Raw genomic sequence first — 18,067 nt, forward strand, 5'->3', positions numbered from 1 at the left:
TCAGGTTACCTGTGAGCGCTGTCGTTTCGGGCTGGGTCGAAAGGATTGCCGCCGGCGGGCGGCCGTGACGATCGTTGTCCCCGTCACATACATCCGGGAGGGATGACATGAGGAAACGGGGAATTCTGGGCGCCGTGACGGCCGCGGCCGCCCTGGGGGCCGTCTGGATGCCGACGGCGCACGCGGACGGTCACGGGGTCGGCAGCTACGGGGTCTGGGCGAACAGCGTCAACGTCCGGGACAACGCACCGGGAAGCACCGGGTGCGGCATCCGCCCGAGCGTCGCCGCCTGCCCGAGCGTGCAGACGCAGGTCAATGCCGGGGACGTCGTCACCGTGATCTGCCAGCAGCCGGGGCAGACCGTGGGCGGCAACCCGTACTGGGTGCTGGTCTCGGCCCCCGACCGGTACATGGGATTCATGGCGAGCTACTACCTCACGAACAAGACCAACTGGATCGACGGCGTCGGCCTCTGCCAGTGAGCAGCGTGCCGCACCACACGGGAGGAACCGTCATGCACCGCAAGCCGGCCGTCATCGCCGCACTCGCCGCCGCGATCGTCGTGCTCGCGCCGGGGGCCGCGGCCGTGGCCGCACCCGCCGAGCCGTCGTACACCGTCGTGCCGTGGACGGGGGTCAACGTCCGCAAGCTGCCCACCTCGGACAGCGCCTACCTCGCCACCCTGACGGCCGGCCGGTCGTACCAGGCCTACTGCTGGACCCACGGCCAGACCGTCACCGACAACGGTTACACCAACGACGTCTGGATCGCCTTCGCCGACGGGTACAGCAGCGCGGTCTACTTCAAGGGGGACGAGTACGCCGGGCTTCCGGCCTCCGCCGAGTGCTGAGGGCGGACCGTCGGCTCTGAGGGGGTCCGCCGCGTTCGGGTGGGCGGGCCTGGCGGGGTCCACCGCTGATCCAGTGCCGCCGTGCCGCCGGAATGCCGACCGGGCCGGGTGTCCGTCGTGGACGCCCGGCCCACGCGCGTGCCCGGTGCGGCCACGGGCCCGGCAACCTTGCGGCGGCCGGTGGCGACTACTGCGCGGAACCCCACCTCTTCCCCGACGAACGGATCAGGCCATGGCAGCCGTACGACGACGACGCACCGCTCTCCGCCCCGGACCGCGCGCAGCGGTGACGGCAGGGGCCGCCGCGCTCCTCGCCGCCACCTCGGTGTGGACGTCCGGATCGGCGTGCGGCGCCGAGGCGGCGACCACCCTCACCGTCGCCAAGGACGGCAGCGGGCAGTACACGACCGTGCAGGCGGCGGTCGACGCGATTCCCGCGGGCAACACCGCGCGGGTCGTCGTGTCCATCGCGCCGGGCACCTACCGGGGGCTGGTGAAGATCCCGGCCGGCAAGCAGAACGTGACGCTCCAGGGCAGCGGTGCCGGGCGCAGCGACACCGTCCTCGTCTACGACAACGCCTCCGGCACCCGGAAGCCCGACGGCTCCGGTACCTACGGGACCAGCGGCAGCGCGACCGTCGCCGCCGAGGCCGACGGCTTCCAGGCCCGTAACCTCACGATCTCCAACGACTTCGACGAGGCCGCCCACCAGGACATGAGCGCGCTCCAGGCCGTGGCCCTGCGCACCGCCGCCGACAAGGTCTTCCTCGACTCCGTGATCGTCTCCGGGGACCAGGACACCCTGCTCCTCGACACCGCCTCCAAGGCGGCACTCGGCCGCGTCTACATGAGGAACTCCTCCGTCGTCGGCAACGTCGACTTCATCTTCGGACGCGCCACCGCGGTGATCGACACGTCGGTCATCACGCTGAAGAAGCGGTGGGACGGCAGCTCCGCCGGCTATGTCACCGCGCCCAGCACGGCCACCGGCCGCAAGGGCTTCCTGATCACCGGATCGACCGTCACCGGCGATGTCTCGGCGTCGTCCTTCCACCTCGGCCGGCCGTGGCACGCGGGCGGGGACGCCACCCTCGACCCGATGGCCACCTTCAGGAACTCGACCCTCGGTGCGGCGGTCAAGTCCGCCCCGTGGACGGACATGAGCGGGTTCTCCTGGAAGGACGACCGCTTCGCCGAGTACAGGAACACCGGGCCCGGATCCGGCGCGGCGAGCAGCGACCGGCCGCAGCTCACCGATGCCCAGGCCGCGGACCAGGAGACCGCCGACTGGCTGGCGGGCTGGACACCTTCGGCGTCCTGAGTCACGGTGTGCGGCAGCGAGCCGCTGCCGAGGCCTCGGTCGAAGCGCTTCGACTCCACTCTGGACAGTCCCTGTGAGCGAGTCTAGGCTCCACGGTGTCTGTGCATGTCGGAGTGTGCAGGGGAGCACAGCAAGGCGTTGTCGAAGCGCTTCACCCGGCTCTCCCCTCCGGTCGCCATCTGTAGGGGAGAAGCCGAATGGTCACGCTTGCCGAGGTCGCCCAGCACGCCGGAGTCTCCGCGAGCACGGTGAGCTACGTCCTCAGCGGCAAGCGGTCGATCTCGGCCTCCACCCGCGAACGTGTGGAACACAGTATCCAGCAGCTGGGCTACCACCCCAACGCCGGTGCGCGCGCCCTCGCCAGCAGCCGGTCCAACATCATCGCGCTGATGGTGCCCCTGCGTACCGACATGTACGTGCCGGTGATGATGGAGATCGCCATCGCCGTCGCCACGAGCGCCCGTACGCACGGTTACGACGTCCTGCTGCTCACCGGTGAGGAGGGCCCGGCGGCCGTCCGGCGGATCGCGGGCAGTTCGCTGGCCGACGCGATGATCCTGATGGACGTCGAACTGCACGACGAACGGCTGCCGTTGCTCCGCGACTCGGGCCGCACCGCCGTCCTCATCGGTCTGCCCTCCGACACCTCGGGTCTGACCTGTGTGGACCTCGACTTCGAGGCCACCGGGGCGCTCTGCGTGGACCACCTCGCCGGACTCGGCCACCGCGAGGTGGCGGTGATCGGTGAGGCGGCCGCCGTCTACGAGCGGCACACCGGCTTCGCCGAACGCACCGTGGACGGCATACGGGCCAAGGCGCAGGAGACCGGGGTGCGGATCCTGCACCGGCCCTGCGAGGGCGGGTACGCGGCGATGGCCGGCACGCTGGGCCGGATCTTCGACGAACGGCCGGGGACGACCGGCTTCATCGTCCAGAACGAGGCCGCCGTCGAGCCGCTGCTCAACCTGCTCCAGCAGCAGGGGCGCGCCGTACCGGAGGACGTGTCGGTGGTGGCCATCTGCCCCGAACAGGTGGCGACGCAGGCGTCGGTGCGGCTCACGTCCGTGGCCATCCCCGCGCAGGAGATGGGACGCAGGTCGGTGGAACAGGTGGTCGCGAAGCTCACCGGCCGGGGGACGGACGAAGTGGAGCTGCTGGAGCCCGTGCTGACGGTCCGTGCGAGCTCGGGGCCGGCCCCGGTCTGACCGGACCGCCCGCCGGGCCCGGGACGGGCCTCATCCGCGCAGGCGGAGATACGCCTCCAGCTCCGCCGCCCCCGCCAGCATCGCCCTTCCGCGCGTGGCCAGCCGGCCGTGCCAGTCGCGCAGTGCGGCCTCCAGCGGCTCCGGCCCGCCGGCCGCCCGCACCTGGGCGATCAGCGGGGCGATCCGCTCCAGCGGATAGCCGCCCCGCCGGAGCTGGTGGGCCAGCCGGGCGTCCTGCGCGGCGGTCTCGTCGTAGACGCGGTAGCCGGTCCGCGGGTCCCGGCGCGGGCTGACCAGGCCGGCGCGCTCCCACTTGCGCAGGGTCGCGGGCCGGATGCCGAGCCTGCCCGCCAGCGGCCCGATGAAGGTGGTGCCGGGGCCGGCCTCGGGCGGTGGGACGGGTCCCAGGTCCCGGAGTGCGTTCTCCACGGCGTGGAGGGTCCGCCGGTCGTCGAGGAGTTCGGCGTGGCTCTCGTCGATGAGGCGGAACGCCTCCTCGGCCGCGTCCTCGTTCACGGCCCGCATCACCGACGCCGCCGTCCGGTGGCCGTGGCCGGGGACCAGGGCGAGGAACGCGCGCAGGGCGCCCGCGTGCAGCGGGGTGTAGGTGCGGTAGCCGTGGGGCGTGCGACCGGCGGCCGGAAGGATGCCGGACTCCTCGTAGTTCCTGACCGCCTGCGTGGACAGACCGTGCCCACGCGCGAGATCGACCGGCCTGAGTCGTTCACCGGTTTGAAGGTTGCTCCCCATGGGGCCCACGGTATCGCGCGGGTTTCCGGGAAAAGTTTCCACCGAAGGTTCAACGATACCGTCGAAGGCATGGCTACAGACATCAAGGACACCGTCCGCGCCGTCGAGGCTTCCGCCGTCATGGAGCTGCTCCCGGCCCGGCCCCGGCTGCTCGCCCTGGGGGAGCCCACCCACGGCGAGGGCACGCTGCTCGGCCTGCGCAACGAACTGTTCAGGCACCTCGTCGAGGAGGAGGGGTACCGGACCATCGCGATCGAGAGCGACTGCGTGGCGGGTCTGCTCGTGGACGACTACGTGGTGTCGGGCACGGGCACGCTCGACGAGGTCATGGAGCGCGGGTTCAGCCATGGGTGGGGCGCCTTCGCCGGCAACCGTGAACTCGTGCGCTGGATGCGCGCCCGCAACGAGGGCCTCGACCCCTCCGAGCGGGTCCGGTTCGCCGGTTTCGACGGCCCGCTGGAGATCACCGCCGCCGCGAGCCCCCGGCAGGCCCTCACCGCCCTCCACGGCTACCTCGCGGCCCACGTGGACACGGACCTGCTCCCGTGCACCCGGGAGGAGCTCGACCGGCTGCTCGGCGACGACGAGCGGTGGACCGATGCCGCCGCGATGAGGGACCCGGCCCGGTCCGTGGGGCAGTCGGCCGAGGCCGCCCGGCTGCGGCTGCTCGCCGACGACTTCGTGGTGCTGCTCGACGCGGAGACACCGGGGCTGCTCACGGCGACCTCGTGCGACGACCTGCGTCTGGCACGCCTGTACGGGCGTACCGCGACGGGCCTGCTGCGCTACCACCACTGGATGGCCGACACCTCACCGGCCCGTCTCACCCGGCTGGTGGGTGTGCGGGACCAGATGATGGCCGGCAACCTGCTCGCCCTCGCCACACGCGGCCCGGTGCTCGTCAGCGCCCACAACTCCCACCTCCAGCGGGAGAGGAGCAGCATGCGGATGGCCGGGAAGCCACTGGAGTGGTGGAGCGCCGGTGCGCTGGTGAACGCCGAACTCGGCGAGGCGTACGCCTTCGTGGCCACCGCCCTCGGGACGATCCACCACCAGGGGGTGGGCGCACCGCCGCCGGACAGTGTCGAGGGCCTCCTGTACGCACTCCCGGACGACCGCTGCGTCGTCGACCCGCGTCGACTGGCCGCCGCTCTCGCCGGCACACCGCCCGAGCACCGTGTATCCCCGTGGTTCGGCTACGCCTCGTTCGACCCGGCCCACCTGGCGGGTGTCGACGCTCTGGTATTCGTCAAGGACGTCAAGGACGTCACGCAGGGCAGCTGACACCGGGGCGCGAGGTGACACGGGCCGGGGGCGTCCCCCCGGCCCGTACCTGGATCAGCTCGACGACACGTTGAATCCGTTGGTCGTGAAGTCCAGCCCGCCCGACGACGACGTGATCTCGTAGCCGAACTGGACGTCACCGATGGTCTCGTTGCCCCACCAGCCCTTGGTGTCCTTGATCCACTTCAGGATCGGCAGGATGTCCACGGTGCCCGACGACGAGTCGGAGGTCCGCAGGAACGAGAAGACCTCGTTGGCCCCGTTGTCGCCCTTGTACACGGCCCAGGTGTGGCCGCCGAGGGTCACCGTCCCCTGCGAGGTGCCGAGAGGACCGACCGCGCCGTTGTAGTTGACCCAGAGCATGACCTCGTAGTCGTAGTCCGTGTCCCAGATGTCGTACGACGTGTTGTACGCGCCGGACGACGGGACGGTCACGTTGTAGCCGCTCTTCAGCGAGGAGAGCGACGTGATCGGCTTGTTCACGATCTTCTTGGCGTTCGGGTACGACTTGATGCCGCCCGTGTTCGGGTGGTTCGCCGTCACGCCCCAGTTGCTGGAGGAGTTGGCCCAGATCGTCTGGGTGCCCGCTCCGGAACCCCAGATGTTGTTGTAGAGGATGTAGTTGTCGGACGTGGTGTAGTTGCCCCACTGCTCGGACGAGGTCCAGATCGCCGCGTGTGCGGGGGCCGCCGCGAAGCCGATCAGCGCGGCCACGGCCGCCGTCGGCGCCAGGAGGAGCCTGGTCAGGGTGGATCGTGCCATGGGGTGTTCCTTCCATGTGGGGATGGAGGCTGGGAACTGCTACCGCGCCTCCAGGGTGAGGACGCGGTCCACGCCGGCCGTCAGCTCCAGCGGAGCCGGGGGGTTTCCGGCGGAGGTCTCGGTGAGGGCGAGCCCGTCGCCCGTACGCAGATCGACGCGGGCGTCGCGGGTGGGGCGCAGCACGGCGGTGGCGCCGTCCTCGGACCACCGCAGGTCCAGGTGGGCGCCGAACCGCGTCCGTACGCCTCGGAGTTCACCTGCCGGGTACGCGGCCGGGACGGCCGGCAGGAGCACCAGGCGGTGGGGCGTCGACTGGACGAGAGACTCGATCACGGCGGCGGGCAGGGTGTGGGCGGCGTCCGCGTTGTAGACGTTCCTGGACGGGTAGTGGGCGCTCATCAGCGAGTCGTGGAAGAAGTCCCCGCCCAGCACCGCGTCCAGCGCCGCCGACACCCGGGACGGGTCCCGCAGCCGGGCGGCGATCAGGGCGTGGTGCAGATGCCCGTGCGCGGAGTCGTTCTCCGAGCCGCGCAGCTCCAGCGCGCGGTGCGCGGCCGTGGCGAGCTCCGGTGTGTCGTACGGGTTGATCGCGTCCAGCGGCCACACCGGGTAGAGGTGGCTCAGATGGCGGTGGTCGTACGTCTCGCGCAGGCCCGGCCAGGCCCACTCGGCGAGCGCCCCGTCCTCGTTGACCAGGTAGGCCGGGAGCCGGCCGGCGAGCGCGAGCCAGTGACCGGCGGACGGGTGCCCGGGGGCGTGTCCGGCGGCCGTCGTCAGGGCGTGACGGGCCGCGGCGAGGTCCATGGTGGCGTTCACCGTGCCCCAGCTCGCGTTGGCGGGCCGGTTCTCCGGGGAGTACGAGGGCACGACGGCCACGTTCCCGTCCGGGTCCTCCCGGCTGAGGAAGTCCTCGTAGAACAGGGCCACTTCGACCAGGGCGGAGGTCAGCGCGGGGCCCGGGGTGCCCGTCGTCACCTCGGCGTGCTCCAGCAGCGGCTGCAGCAGCCAGTCCGCCCCGGCGGTCCACAGGTGCAGCGGATAGGCACGCTGGAAGTGCCGGGTGTGACCCGAGGCGCCGTCCGTGTGGGACGGCGCGACGACACCCCTGGCCCCGAAGAGGGCCCGGGCGTTGTCCCGCCAGTCCGCCAACTGGCCCTGTACGAAGGCCGCGTGGGCCTCCGTGACCTCCGGGAGCGCGGCCGTCGCGGCGGAGGAGATCTGGAGGTTGAGGTTGGCGTTCGTGGTGAACGCCCCGGACCACGCGGTGTCCCAGTCACCGGTCCACAGGCCGGTCAGCCGGGGCGGCAGCATCCCCGACGAGGAGAGCAGGTGGTAGCGGCCCGCCGCGAAGAGCCGCTCCAGCAGGGCGGGGGACCTCGGGGTGCGCAACAGTTCGCTGCCCGGGAGTTCACGCTCGGGCGCGGCGTCCCGCAGTGTGAGGGAGGCACGCCCGTACGCGGTGCGGTGCAGCGGCCGGTGGCGGGCCAGCAGCGTGGCGTGGTCCTCGCACGGCAGGGCGGCCCACAGCTCCCCGAGGTCCGGGTGACCGGGCCCTCTGACGACCCGGGTCGTCAGGGTGAGACTCCGCGCGCCCTCGATCCGGATGCCCTCGCCGGCCACCGTCACGGTGCCGCCGTCCACCCGGGCCACCGTGACGCCGGTGTAGCCCAGTTCGCTGCCCGGATAGCCCACCCGCAGCGCCAGACGTGCGCCCTGCGGGGTCAGCACGGTGGAGCGGCCGACGGCGAGCCGCGCGGGGGCGCCGGGCAGCGCGTGGTCCAGGACGACGTCGGCGGTCAGCCCCAGGTCCGTGACGTGCTGGACGACCACGTCGTCGGCCCGCGACACGAAGACACTGCTGCGCCACGCCTCGTACGACGCGGTGACCTCTCCCGTCGTGAAGTCGACCTCGCGCCGGTAGCCGGTGACCGCCTCGTGCAGCCCCCGGCCACGGCGTACGCGTGACCGGAACGCCGGGTGGAAGGGCTGCACCCACGCCAGCGGGAGTCCCGCGCCGAAGTCCTCGGCCGCCGTGGTGTCCCCGGCCAGCAGGGCGTCCTGGAGGCGGCCGAGCCGGTCGGCGAGCTCCGGCGGCCGCAGGTCCTCGCTGCCGTTGGGCCGCACCAGGGTGTGGTGGTCGACGATCACCTGGTCGTCCGCCGGATCGCCCCACACCATGGCCCCGTGGCGGCCGTTGCCGCTGAGGAACGCGTCCTCCCAGCGGGTGGCGGGACGGGGCTCCCACGTGCCGTCGATCATGCGGACGCTTCCTGGAGGACGGCCACGCCGTAGCGGCCCAGTTCCACTCCGCCGTCGCCCGTGAGCAGGTCGACATGGCGGCCCGTCAGCTCCACCCGGACGGGGGAGCGGCCGTGGTTCAGCAGGAAGAGCAGTCCGCCGCGCCGCACCGCCTCCACCCCGGCGGGCAGCCCCTCCACCACCGGGCGCACGCCGGCGCCGGCCGCCGCCCGGCCGAGCAGGTCCCGCAGCGCCCGGGGTTCGGGCAGGGTCGAGACGTACCACGCGGTGCCCTTGCGGAGGACGGCCGGGAGCCCGTCGAGTTCGCCGCCGGTGTAGGCGGCGACCGTCTCCGCGCTGCCGTCGGGCTCCAGCTCCTCCGACCACAGGGTGCCCCGGAAGCCGTCGCACTCCACCGTCGCGTCGGCGTCCAGCGGCCACCACTCGTGCACCGTACGGATGCCGAACAGCTCACGCAGCCGGCTGTCCATGCCGCCCGGCCTGATCCGGTCGTCGACGTCCGTGACACCCGTGAAGAACCCGCACACGAGGGTCCCGCCGCCCCGCACGTACGCGACGAGGTTGTCCGCCGCCGCGTCGGAGAGCAGCTGGAGCTGCGGCACGAGCACCATGCGGTACGCGCTCAGGTCGGCGCCGGGGCGGGCGAAGTCCGTGCCGATCCCCTCCTCCCACAGGGCGCGGTGCCACGCCTGAAGCAGCTCCGGGTACGCGACGAGGGAGGACGGCCGGCCGTCCTGGGTGCTCGACCACCAGGCGTCCCAGTCGTGCAGCACGGCGACGTCGGCGGGCACCCCGGTGCCGCTCACCTCGCGTCCGATCAGGGCGAGTTCGGCGCCGATGCGCTTCACCTCGCGGAAGGTGCGGCCGTGCTCACCCGCATGCCCGAGCATCCCGGAGTGGAACTTCTCCGCGCCCTGCCGGGACTGCCGCCACTGGAAGTAGCAGAGGGCGTCCGCGCCCCTGGCCACCGCCTGCCAGGACCAGAGCCGGTTGAGCCCGTCCGGCTTGGGGCGGTTGACGGGGCGCCAGTTGACCGTGCCGGCCGCCTGCTCCATCACCATCCACGGCCCACGGGCCTGCGAGCGGGTCATGTCGGCGAGCATCGCGTTGTACTGGCCACCGTGCGGGTCCGCCGGGTCCGGGTAGACGTCGACGGAGACGATGTCCTCCTGCTCCGCCCAGGCCCAGGCGTCCTGCCCCGACCACAGCGGCATGAAGTTGGTCGTCACCGGGATGTGCGGGGTGTGCCGGGCGACGATGTCCCGCTCGGCGGTGTAGCACTCCATCAGGGCGTCGGAGGTGAACCGTTTGAAGTCCAGCTCCTGCGCCGGATTGCGCAGGTACTGCGCCCGGCGCGGCGGCAGGATCTCCGCCCAGGAGTCGTAGCGCTGACTCCAGAACGCCGTGCCCCAGGCCTCGTCGAGCGCGTCCAGGGTGGTGTAGCGGGAGGCCAGCCAGCGGCGGAAGTGGGCGGCTGTCTCGTCGCACCAGCAGTGGGTGCAGTACTCGTTGTTGATGTGCCACACGGTGAGCGCCGGATGGTCCGCGTACCGTGCGGCGAGATCCTCGGTGAGGGCCGCGGCGTAGTGCCGGTACACCGGTGAGCTCGGGCAGAAGTGCTGCCGTGAACCGTAGGTGACGAGGGAGCCGTCCTCGGCGCGCGGCAGCGTCTCCGGGTGGAGCGCTCCCATCCACGGCGGCGGCGAGGACGTGGGGGTGGCGAGCACGACGCCGATGCCATGGGTGTGCAGCAGGTCGAGGAGCCGGTCCAGCCAGCCGAACTCACGCGCACCGGGCCGTGGTTCGATCATCGCCCAGGAGAAGACCCCGACGGTGACGGAGTTGACCCCGGCCTCCTTCATCAGCCGTACGTCGTCGGCCCACACCTCCTCGGGCCACTGCTCGGGGTTGTAGTCGCCCCCGAAGAGGATGCGGCCACGGGTGGCGTCGTGCAGGGACGGCATGGATCTGGATCCTCCACTGAGGGGGGGGAACGTGCGGCGGGAACGTGGCTCAGCCCTTGACGGCGCCGGTGAGCATGCCTTCCTTGAAGTGCTTCTGCACGAAGGGCGACAGGAACGCGACCGGGATCAGGGCGAGCACCATCACCGCCATCTGGATGGCGAGCGGCGAGAGGTGGCCGGTGTTGATGACCTGGGCGAGACCGGTGGGCCGCTCCTGCTTGAGGACCAGCTGGTTCATCACGTTCTGGAGCGGCATCATCTCCGGGTCGCTGATGTAGATGGACGCGTTGAACCAGGCGCTCCAGTAGCCGACCGCGTAGAACAGCGTGATCACGGCGATGACGGCGCGGGACAGCGGCATGACGATCTGCCACAGGATGCGGACGTCGCCGGCCCCGTCGATCCGGGCGCTCTCGATGAGCTCCTGGGCCGTACTCATGAAGAAGGCGCGCAGGACCAGGATGTTGAAGACGTTCAGGGCGCTCGGCAGGATCAGCGCCAGATAGGAGTCGGTGAGCCCGAGCCCCTGGACCACCAGGTAGGTGGGGATGAGGCCGGCGCCGAAGAACATCGTGGCGAGCATGAACACCAGCAGCGGCCGGTGCAGGACGGACCCGGTGCGCGAGAGGCCGTACGCGCACATGATGGACACGGCCATGCTGAAGACCGTGCCGACCAGGGTCACACAGATGCTGATCACGGTCGCGCGGGTGACCTGGCCGCCGCCGAGCAGCTCCTGGTAGGCGACGAACGTGATGCCGCGGGGGATCACCACCAGCCCGCCGGCCTCGGTGATGGTCCTCACCGAGGACAGACTGGTGACGATCACCACCCAGAGCGGGAAGAGGACGGCGAGGCAGATCAGGACCAGGACCACGCCCTTGGAGGCGAGGCCCGTCCGCGACGGCTCCTCCTCCCAGGCGGGACGCAGACGGCCGCGGGTTCCCGGCTTCACCCCGGCCAAGCCGGTCAGTCCGGAGAGCAGGCTGCTCACTTCTTGTACACCCCCTGCTCACCCATGAGGTGGGCGACCTTGTTGGCCCCGAGGACCAGCAGCAGACCGAAGATTCCCTTGACGATGCCGACGGCCGCCGCGTAACTGAACCCGCCGTTGGTGATGCCGACGTTCCAGACGTAGGTGTCGAGCACCTCGGAGGCGCCCGGCCCGACCGCCGTGCGCTGGAGCAGGATCTGCTCGAAGCCGACGGTCAGCGCGTTGCCCACCTGGAGCACCAGCAGCAGCGCCACGACGGGGCGCAGCGCGGGCAGGGTGATGTGCCAGATCCGGCGCCAGCGGTTCGCGCCGTCCATCGCGCTCGCCTCGTAGAGGTCCGGGCTGACCGCGGCCAGGGCGGCGAGGAAGACGATGACGCCCCAGCCGGCGTCCTTCCAGATCATCTCGAAGGTGATCAGGAACTTGAACAGACCGGGATCGGTCATCAGGTCGAAGCCCTCGTGACCGTGCTCCCGCAGCGTCTGCGCGATGAGCCCCGCCCCGCCGAACATCTGCTGGAACACGGTGACGACCAGGACCCAGGAGAAGAAGTGCGGCAGGTAGAGGATGGCCTGCGCCACCGCCCGGACCCGGGGCCGCACGAAGCTGTTGATGAACAGCGCGAGCAGGATCGGCACCGGGAAGAACAGCGTCAGCTGCAACAGGAAGATCACCAGTGTGTTCCGCAGCGCCGACCAGAACAGCCGGTCGTTCACCATCTGCTGGAACCACTCGAACCCGACCCACGGACTCTGCGTGATCGCCTGGAAGGCGTTGTCCGCGATGTACGGGTCGTAGTCCTGGAAGGCGACGACGTTGCCCGCGAGCGGGATGTACGCGAAGACCAGCAGGAGCAGCATCGCGGGCAGGGTCATCAGCAGCAGCGTGCGGTCCCGGCGCAGCCGGTGCCGCAGCGGCATGCCCTTGGCGGCGGGCCGGTCACCGGCCGCCTGCGTCGTGACCGGCGGCGTCCGTGACTCCCGCGCGCGCCGGTCCTCTGTGCTCAGTGACATGTCAGGAAGCCGACTCACCGGTCTCGTCGAGCAGCTTCTTGTACCAGTCGCGGAGCTTGTCGCCGCCCTTGGTCTTCCAGTCGGAGACCTGCTGCTGCATGTCGCCGACCTTCTTGCGGCCGCGCACGATGTCCTTCTCCAGGTCCTCGAACTGCGCGTTGAGCTCGGTGTAGCGCGTCGGCTCCTGGATCTGCATGCCGTGGAACAGCGGCTTCCGCAGGTGTGCCCCCTGGCGCTGCTGCCACTCGATGACGCCCTTGACCACGTCCGGGTGGTCGGGGTAGGCCCGGAAGGGGGCCGAGGTGGCGATGTACTCGTAGGTGGCGAAGACCTGGTTGTTGCCCTGCTCCGTCTTGGTGAGGACGCCGTCCTTGAGGGTGTGGTGGGTGCCCTCCAGGCCGTACGCCTTCAGACGCTGCTCCTTGGTCCCGTAGGGAGCGGCGGTGTAGTTGGCGAGGGCGAGGATGTCCTCGATCGTCTTCTTGTCCGCGTTCTTGTTGACGAAGCACCAGATGTTGGACGGCGAGGCCTCGTAGATCACCGGGTCTCCGCCGTCGTGGGCGAAGAAGTCCATCGCGCCCATCCGGAAGTCCGGCTTGTCGAGGCGCTGGATCGCGGAGGCCGCGTACCAGTCGGAGATGTCCGCGTTGTACATGAGGGCGTTGCCGGACGAGAAGGTGGTGCGCATGTCACCCGTCTCGGCCTTGGCGTCCGGGTGGACGAAGCCGGCCGAGTACAGCGAGCGCGACCACTCGAGCGCCTCCAGGTACTCGTCGGTCTCGTAGCGGTTGACCAGCTTGCCGTCGACGAGCTTCCAGTAGTACGGCTTCTCCGGCAGCACCCCGAAGAAGACGAACGCCGACCACGTCATGTCGCCGCACGCCCACACCTTGCTCCTGGGGGCGTTGATCTCCTTGCAGAGGTCGTAGAACTCCTGCGTGGTGGCCGGGACCTCGTACCCCTTCTCCTCGAAGATGTCCGCGCGGTAGAAGGGGGTGATGTTGGGCGTCGCCTCGGCCGGCATGGGGAGGCCGCGCAGCTTCTCGGCGAAGACACCGCGCTGCCAGGCGCCGGTGGGGATGGCCGCCAGGTTCGGGTAGGCCTTGACCTTGTCGCCGGAGAGGTACGGGCCGAGGTCGGCGAACTTGTTGGCGATGGCGCTCGGTATCTTGCCGCCCAGCTCCCAGCCGGGGACGACCACGGCGTCCGGGATGCTGCTGGAGGCGAGCACCGCGCCGAGCTTCTGGCCGTAGACGTTGCCGTCCTGGTTCTGCCACTTGACCTTGACGCCGACGGCCTCGTCCATGGCCGTCCAGTACGGGTTGCCCTCGCCGGGGGAGGTGCCCCACAGCGGCGCCATGATGCTCAGCCGGCTGCCCTGGCCCAGCTTCTTCGGTACCGAGACCGCCAGTTGGGCGGCCGGGAGCGCGGTGGTGAAGCCGACCGCCGAGCCGTTCTTGCTGGGGAGGTCCGGGGTGACCGCCTTCGACGGCACGTAGGCGGGAAGGAGGTCCTTCAGCTTCTTGCCCGTGGTCGTGCCCTCGTTCTTCGCGCCGCCCGAACCGCCGCCGCAGGCTGCGAGGAGCGGCATCCCGCCGCCCACGGCTGCCGCGACAACCACGGAGGAGGCGAGGAATCGTCTCCGGCTGGGAGCGGAGGAGGAGTTCGGCGTCATGGGGTCAACCCTTCGTGGTGCAACAGGACGGCCCGCGGCGGCGACTGCCGCTCGGCCCTGTGTCTGAGGTAGGGGGCGTTACCGGCCGAGCCGGTGGCACTGCACCGGCTGAGCTGAAGCGGTCAACGGGCTGCCTCGTCGAAGCGCTTCGATGTTGCAGCGAGGTTAAGTGAAGGGTCCCGGCCACACAAGAGTTCGTTTCGATATTCCTCGGACCTGTTCCCGAACCGTTTCTCGCTGTGGTCCGGCTCAGGCGCGCCCGGAAGAGCCTCTTCGGAGCGGTAGTCCCCTTGACACCTGCGGGGTCGGCCGCAGAGCATCGAAGCGCTTCGAAAGATCTTCTCCTCGCGTCGATGGACGACTCGGCGCCCGCAGACCCTGAAACCTCCCACCTCTCCAAGGGGACCCGCACGTGACGGACCATCCGCTTCCCTTCCGCGACCCGCAGCTGTCCTTCTCCCGGCGCACCGACGATCTGCTCGGACGGCTCACGCTCGACGAGCGGATCGCGATGCTCCACCAGTTCGCCCCCGCGGTGGAGCGGCTGGGCGTCGGCCCGTTCCGTACCGGACAGGAAGCCCTGCACGGGGTCGCCTGGATGGGACCCGCCACCGTCTTCCCGCAGGCCGTCGGCCTCGGCGCCACCTGGAACGACGACCTGGTCCGCCGGATCGGCGAGGCCGTCGGCGACGAGGTGCGCGCCAGGCGCGCCCTGGACGACCGCGTCGGGCTCAACGTCTGGGCGCCGACGGTGAATCTGCTGCGCCACCCGCTGTGGGGGCGCGGCGAGGAGGGGTACTCCGAGGACCCCGCGCTGACCTCCGCCATCGCCGTCGCCTACACCCGGGGACTGCGCGGCGACGACCCCCGCTACTGGCGCACCGCCCCCGTGCTCAAGCACTGGCTCGCGCACAACAACGAGACCGACCGCGACACCGCCTCCTCCTCGGTCCGTCCGCGCGTCCTGCACGAGTACGACCTGCGGGCCTTCCGCGACGCGGTACGGGCCGGCGCGGTGGCCGGGGTCATGCCCGCCTACAACCTGGTCAACGGCCGCCCCAACCACGTCTCCCCGCTCCTGGAGCAGCAGCTGCGGAGCTGGACCGACCAGCCGCTCGTCGTCTGCTCGGACGCGGGCGCGCCCTCCAACCTGGTCGACTCCGAGCACTACTTCGACACCCACGAGGAGGCCACCGCGGCCTCCCTGAAGGCGGGCGTCGACAGCTTCACCGACCACGGCACGGACTCCACGGTCATGACCGGCCGCATCCGCGACGCACTCGCCAAGGGCCTCATCGACGAGAGCGACATCGACAGGGCCGTACGCCGGCTGCTCGCCCTGCGCTTCGCACTCGGCGAGTTCGACCCCGCGCTCGATCCGTACGCCCAGGTCGACGCCCTGGACACCGAGGAACACCGGGCGCTCGCCCTGGAGGCCGCGGAGCAGGCCGTCGTCCTCCTCAAGAACGACGGCCTGCTGCCCCTGGAACCGACGCCGGGCCGGACCGTCGCCGTGGTCGGACTGCTCGGCGACGCCTGCAAGCTCGACTGGTACAGCGGGACGCTCATGCACCGCTCCACACCGCTCGACGGGATCCGCGAGCGGTACGGCGCCGAGAACGTCCTCTTCACGGAAGGCGTGGACAGAGTCCGCCTGAAGTCCTCCGACGGCTGGCTCCAGGTCCCCGCGGCCGACGGGGCCACGGACGCTGAGGCGCGCGGCGCGGAAGGCGCCCTCGACCCGGCGCTCCTCGCCGGCCGCACCGACCTGCCCCCGCTGACCTGCGGCGAGGAGGCCACCGAACTGGCCCTCGTCGACTGGGGCGACGGCGTCCTGACCCTGCGCACCGACGAAGGGCTGTACCTCTCCGTCGCCGACGACGGATACGTCAGGGCGTCCGCGGACGAGCCGGGCGGCTGGGTCGTCCAGGAGACGTTCCGCCTGGAAGCGGTGGAGGGGCACGACGGCGGGCACCGCCTTCTGCACATGGGGACCGGTGGGTACGTGTCGGTCGCCGCCGACGGCGCGAAGGTTGCCGTGTCCGGCGAGAAGATTTCCCGGGACGACGCCACCGTCCTCGCGCTGGAGACCGTCGAGCACGGCGCGGATGCCGTGGCCCGGGCCGCCGCTGCCGCCGACACCGTGATCGTCGTCGCCGGCAACGACCCCCACATCAACGGCCGCGAGACCGAGGACCGTACGACCCTGGCCCTCCCCGTCCAGCAGGACCGCCTGTGGCGCGCCGCCCACGCCGCCAACCCGCGGACGGTCCTCGCCCTGACCTCCGCCTACCCGTACGCGGTCACCGACGCGGCGGAGACGCTGCCCGCCCTGCTCTGGACCGCGCACGGAGGACAGGCCGCCGGCACCGCGCTCGCCCGGGTGATCGCCGGCGACGTCTCCCCGGCCGGCCGGCTCCCGCAGACCTGGTACGCGAGCGACGACGACCTGCCCGGCCTGTTCGACTACGACATCATCGGCTCCCGGCAGACCTACCTCTACTTCGACGGGACCCCGCTCTTCCCGTTCGGCCACGGCCTCGGGTACGCCGCCTTCGGGTACTCCGACCTCAGGGCGGAGGTGGACGGCGACCGGCTGCGGATGTCACTGACCGTCACCAACGACGGCTCCGTCGCGGCCGACGAGGTGATTCAGCTCTACGTGCGCGTGGCAGTGCCCGGACAGCCGGACTCGCCCGTGGAGCCCGGTACGGTCGGCGGCAGACGCCTCGGCCGCCTGCTGCCCGCCACGGCCTTCCCCTCGGACCTGCCACGGCTCACGTTGGCAGCCCACCGCCGGACGCACCTCGCGCCGGGCGTGGCGGAGCGTATCGAATTCGATGTGGCCGTCGAGGAGTTGGGTCACTGGAGCGTGGCCCACAGCCGGTGGACCGTCGAGCCCGGCACGTACGAGATTCTCGCGGGCGCGTCGAGCGCCGACATCCGGCTCACCGCCACGGTGGCCGTCGACGGTGAAGCGGAAGGGCCCCGCCCGGTGGTGGCGCGCGGCTTGGACGCGGCGGACTACGACTGGCAGCGGGGCACGGTGATCGTCGACCGCGCCAAGACGGAGGGCGACGCCGTGGCCCCCGCCTCCGCCGACGAGGCGGGACGGCTCGTCTACCGGCGGTGCGACTTCGGTGAGGGGGCGGCCGGACTGACGTTGTTCGTCTCGGGGCAGGGGTGCGTCGAAGTGAGCGGTGGCGGAGTCGGCACAGCGATCCAGTTCCCGGACACCGGCGGCCCGTACGACTACCGGGCCATCGAGGTCGAGAAGGAGATCCGTGGGGTGGTGCCCGAGTTGTGCATCGACCTCTCGGGCAACGTGCGCCTCGCCCGCATCGAAGTCCTTCACACCGAGGAGTCCGCATGAGGTTCACCGACGGCTTCTGGCTCATGCGTGAGGGTGTCAGCGCCTCGTACGCGACCGAGATCCGCGATCTGCGGGTCGAGGACGACCGGTTCACCGCGTACGCGGCGGTCAAGCGGGTCACGGCACGCGGCGACACACTCAACACCCCGCTGATCACGGTCGAATGCTTCTCCCCGGCCGAGGGCGTCATCGGCGTACGCACCACCCACCACGCCGGACGGGCGCGGCGCGGGCCGGACTTCGCGCTGCTGACGGACGACACGACGGCACCTGCGGCACGCACCCGGCGGGACGGCACGGTCACCGAACTCACCAGCGGACCACTGACGTTGCGCACGGACAGCGACGGGCCCTGGGGGATCACCTTCCTCGACGGTGACGGCCGCCGCCTCACCGGGGTGGACCCGAAGGGCACCGCCTTCGCGACCACACCCGACGGCGTCCACCACATGATCGCCCAACTCGCCCTGGACGTGGGCGAGAACGTCTACGGACTGGGGGAGCGCTTCACGCCGTACGTGAAGAACGGCCAGAGCGTGGACATCTGGCAGGCGGACGGCGGCACGAGCAGCGAACTGGCCTACAAGAACATCCCGTTCTACCTCTCCTCCCGTGGT

The 18,067-nt window shown here is 71.0% G+C and carries 13 protein-coding genes and 1 pseudogene; 7 read left to right on the forward strand and 7 right to left on the reverse strand.

Features of this window, described 5'->3' with window-relative positions; translation table 11 throughout:
* Positions 1-107 precede the first annotated feature (107 nt).
* The 4 genes from JKV81_RS01060 to JKV81_RS01075 all read left to right on the forward strand — a co-directional run bounded on the left by JKV81_RS01060 (position 108) and on the right by JKV81_RS01075 (position 3,376).
* The gene (locus tag JKV81_RS01060) at positions 108-482 is read left to right on the forward strand and encodes a hypothetical protein (RefSeq protein WP_129266581.1); all 375 of its coding nucleotides are present in this window, start codon (positions 108-110) and stop codon (positions 480-482) included.
* Positions 483-514: 32 nt separating this feature from the next.
* A complete protein-coding gene (locus JKV81_RS01065) occupies positions 515-850 on the forward strand; it encodes an SH3 domain-containing protein (protein WP_202074738.1) in 336 nt (111 codons plus the stop codon).
* 232 nt (positions 851-1,082) lie between these two features.
* The gene (locus JKV81_RS01070) at positions 1,083-2,171 is read left to right on the forward strand and encodes a pectinesterase family protein (RefSeq protein WP_202074739.1); all 1,089 of its coding nucleotides are present in this window, start codon (positions 1,083-1,085) and stop codon (positions 2,169-2,171) included.
* Positions 2,172-2,368: 197 nt separating this feature from the next.
* Positions 2,369-3,376, forward strand: a complete 1,008-nt coding sequence (locus JKV81_RS01075; protein ID WP_202074740.1) for a LacI family DNA-binding transcriptional regulator — start codon at positions 2,369-2,371, stop codon at positions 3,374-3,376.
* Between the two features lie 30 nt (positions 3,377-3,406).
* Here JKV81_RS01075 and JKV81_RS01080 read toward each other — a convergent pair whose 3' ends face one another.
* On the reverse strand, positions 3,407-4,126 hold the full coding sequence (locus JKV81_RS01080; protein WP_129266584.1) for a TioE family transcriptional regulator: 720 nt from the start codon (positions 4,124-4,126) through the stop codon (positions 3,407-3,409).
* A 69-nt stretch (positions 4,127-4,195) separates the two neighbouring features.
* On the opposite strand from JKV81_RS01080, the gene JKV81_RS01085 reads away from it, so the two are divergent.
* On the forward strand, positions 4,196-5,410 hold the full coding sequence (locus JKV81_RS01085; RefSeq protein ID WP_202074741.1) for an erythromycin esterase family protein: 1,215 nt from the start codon (positions 4,196-4,198) through the stop codon (positions 5,408-5,410).
* Between the two features lie 54 nt (positions 5,411-5,464).
* Here JKV81_RS01085 and JKV81_RS01090 read toward each other — a convergent pair whose 3' ends face one another.
* The 6 genes from JKV81_RS01090 to JKV81_RS01115 are packed head-to-tail and all read right to left on the reverse strand — an operon-like array spanning position 5,465 to position 14,077.
* Positions 5,465-6,172 (reverse strand): glycoside hydrolase family 12 protein, encoded by a 708-nt coding sequence (locus JKV81_RS01090; protein WP_129266586.1) that lies wholly within the window; start codon positions 6,170-6,172, stop codon positions 5,465-5,467.
* 39 nt (positions 6,173-6,211) lie between these two features.
* On the reverse strand, positions 6,212-8,431 hold the full coding sequence (locus JKV81_RS01095) for a glycosyl hydrolase family 95 catalytic domain-containing protein (RefSeq protein ID WP_129266587.1): 2,220 nt from the start codon (positions 8,429-8,431) through the stop codon (positions 6,212-6,214).
* Entirely contained in the window at positions 8,428-10,395 is a 1,968-nt protein-coding gene (locus JKV81_RS01100) for a beta-galactosidase (protein ID WP_202074742.1), read from the reverse strand. Before JKV81_RS01100 ends, JKV81_RS01095 begins: the two co-directional genes overlap by 4 nt.
* A 49-nt stretch (positions 10,396-10,444) precedes the next feature.
* Positions 10,445-11,380 (reverse strand): carbohydrate ABC transporter permease, encoded by a 936-nt coding sequence (locus JKV81_RS01105; protein ID WP_129267207.1) that lies wholly within the window; start codon positions 11,378-11,380, stop codon positions 10,445-10,447.
* A 5-nt stretch (positions 11,381-11,385) separates the two neighbouring features.
* Positions 11,386-12,402 carry an ABC transporter permease gene (locus JKV81_RS01110; protein WP_099177774.1) on the reverse strand — a complete coding sequence of 339 codons (1,017 nt, stop codon included), beginning with the start codon at positions 12,400-12,402 and terminating at the stop codon, positions 11,386-11,388.
* 1 nt (position 12,403) lies between these two features.
* Positions 12,404-14,077, reverse strand: coding sequence for an extracellular solute-binding protein (locus JKV81_RS01115; protein WP_129266589.1), 1,674 nt, complete (start codon positions 14,075-14,077; stop codon positions 12,404-12,406).
* Positions 14,078-14,489: 412 nt separating this feature from the next.
* Here JKV81_RS01115 and JKV81_RS01120 point away from each other — a divergent pair, with 412 nt between their 5' ends.
* Positions 14,490-17,450 carry a glycoside hydrolase family 3 C-terminal domain-containing protein gene (locus JKV81_RS01120; protein ID WP_202074743.1) on the forward strand — a complete coding sequence of 987 codons (2,961 nt, stop codon included), beginning with the start codon at positions 14,490-14,492 and terminating at the stop codon, positions 17,448-17,450.
* Positions 17,447-18,067, forward strand: a pseudogene (locus tag JKV81_RS01125) (alpha-xylosidase); the annotation flags it as partial. The gene JKV81_RS01120 and the pseudogene JKV81_RS01125, both read left to right, overlap by 4 nt.

Origin of the sequence: Streptomyces silvae, assembly GCF_016745505.1 — a bacterium.
Lineage (GTDB): Bacteria > Actinomycetota > Actinomycetes > Streptomycetales > Streptomycetaceae > Streptomyces > Streptomyces silvae.

Bases quoted from the DNA above. Each gene is read 5' to 3' on its own strand.
- JKV81_RS01075 (WP_202074740.1), top strand. From the start codon at position 2,369: ATGGTCACGCTTGCCGAGGTCGCCCAGCACGCCGGAGTCTCCGCGAGC.
- JKV81_RS01070 (WP_202074739.1), top strand. From the start codon at position 1,083: ATGGCAGCCGTACGACGACGACGCACCGCTCTCCGCCCCGGACCGCGC.
- JKV81_RS01090 (WP_129266586.1), bottom strand. From the start codon at position 6,172: ATGGCACGATCCACCCTGACCAGGCTCCTCCTGGCGCCGACGGCGGCC.
- JKV81_RS01100 (WP_202074742.1), bottom strand. From the start codon at position 10,395: ATGCCGTCCCTGCACGACGCCACCCGTGGCCGCATCCTCTTCGGGGGC.
- JKV81_RS01115 (WP_129266589.1), bottom strand. From the start codon at position 14,077: ATGACGCCGAACTCCTCCTCCGCTCCCAGCCGGAGACGATTCCTCGCC.
- JKV81_RS01085 (WP_202074741.1), top strand. From the start codon at position 4,196: ATGGCTACAGACATCAAGGACACCGTCCGCGCCGTCGAGGCTTCCGCC.
- JKV81_RS01060 (WP_129266581.1), top strand. From the start codon at position 108: ATGAGGAAACGGGGAATTCTGGGCGCCGTGACGGCCGCGGCCGCCCTG.
- JKV81_RS01110 (WP_099177774.1), bottom strand. From the start codon at position 12,402: ATGTCACTGAGCACAGAGGACCGGCGCGCGCGGGAGTCACGGACGCCG.
- JKV81_RS01065 (WP_202074738.1), top strand. From the start codon at position 515: ATGCACCGCAAGCCGGCCGTCATCGCCGCACTCGCCGCCGCGATCGTC.
- JKV81_RS01095 (WP_129266587.1), bottom strand. From the start codon at position 8,431: ATGATCGACGGCACGTGGGAGCCCCGTCCCGCCACCCGCTGGGAGGAC.
- JKV81_RS01080 (WP_129266584.1), bottom strand. From the start codon at position 4,126: ATGGGGAGCAACCTTCAAACCGGTGAACGACTCAGGCCGGTCGATCTC.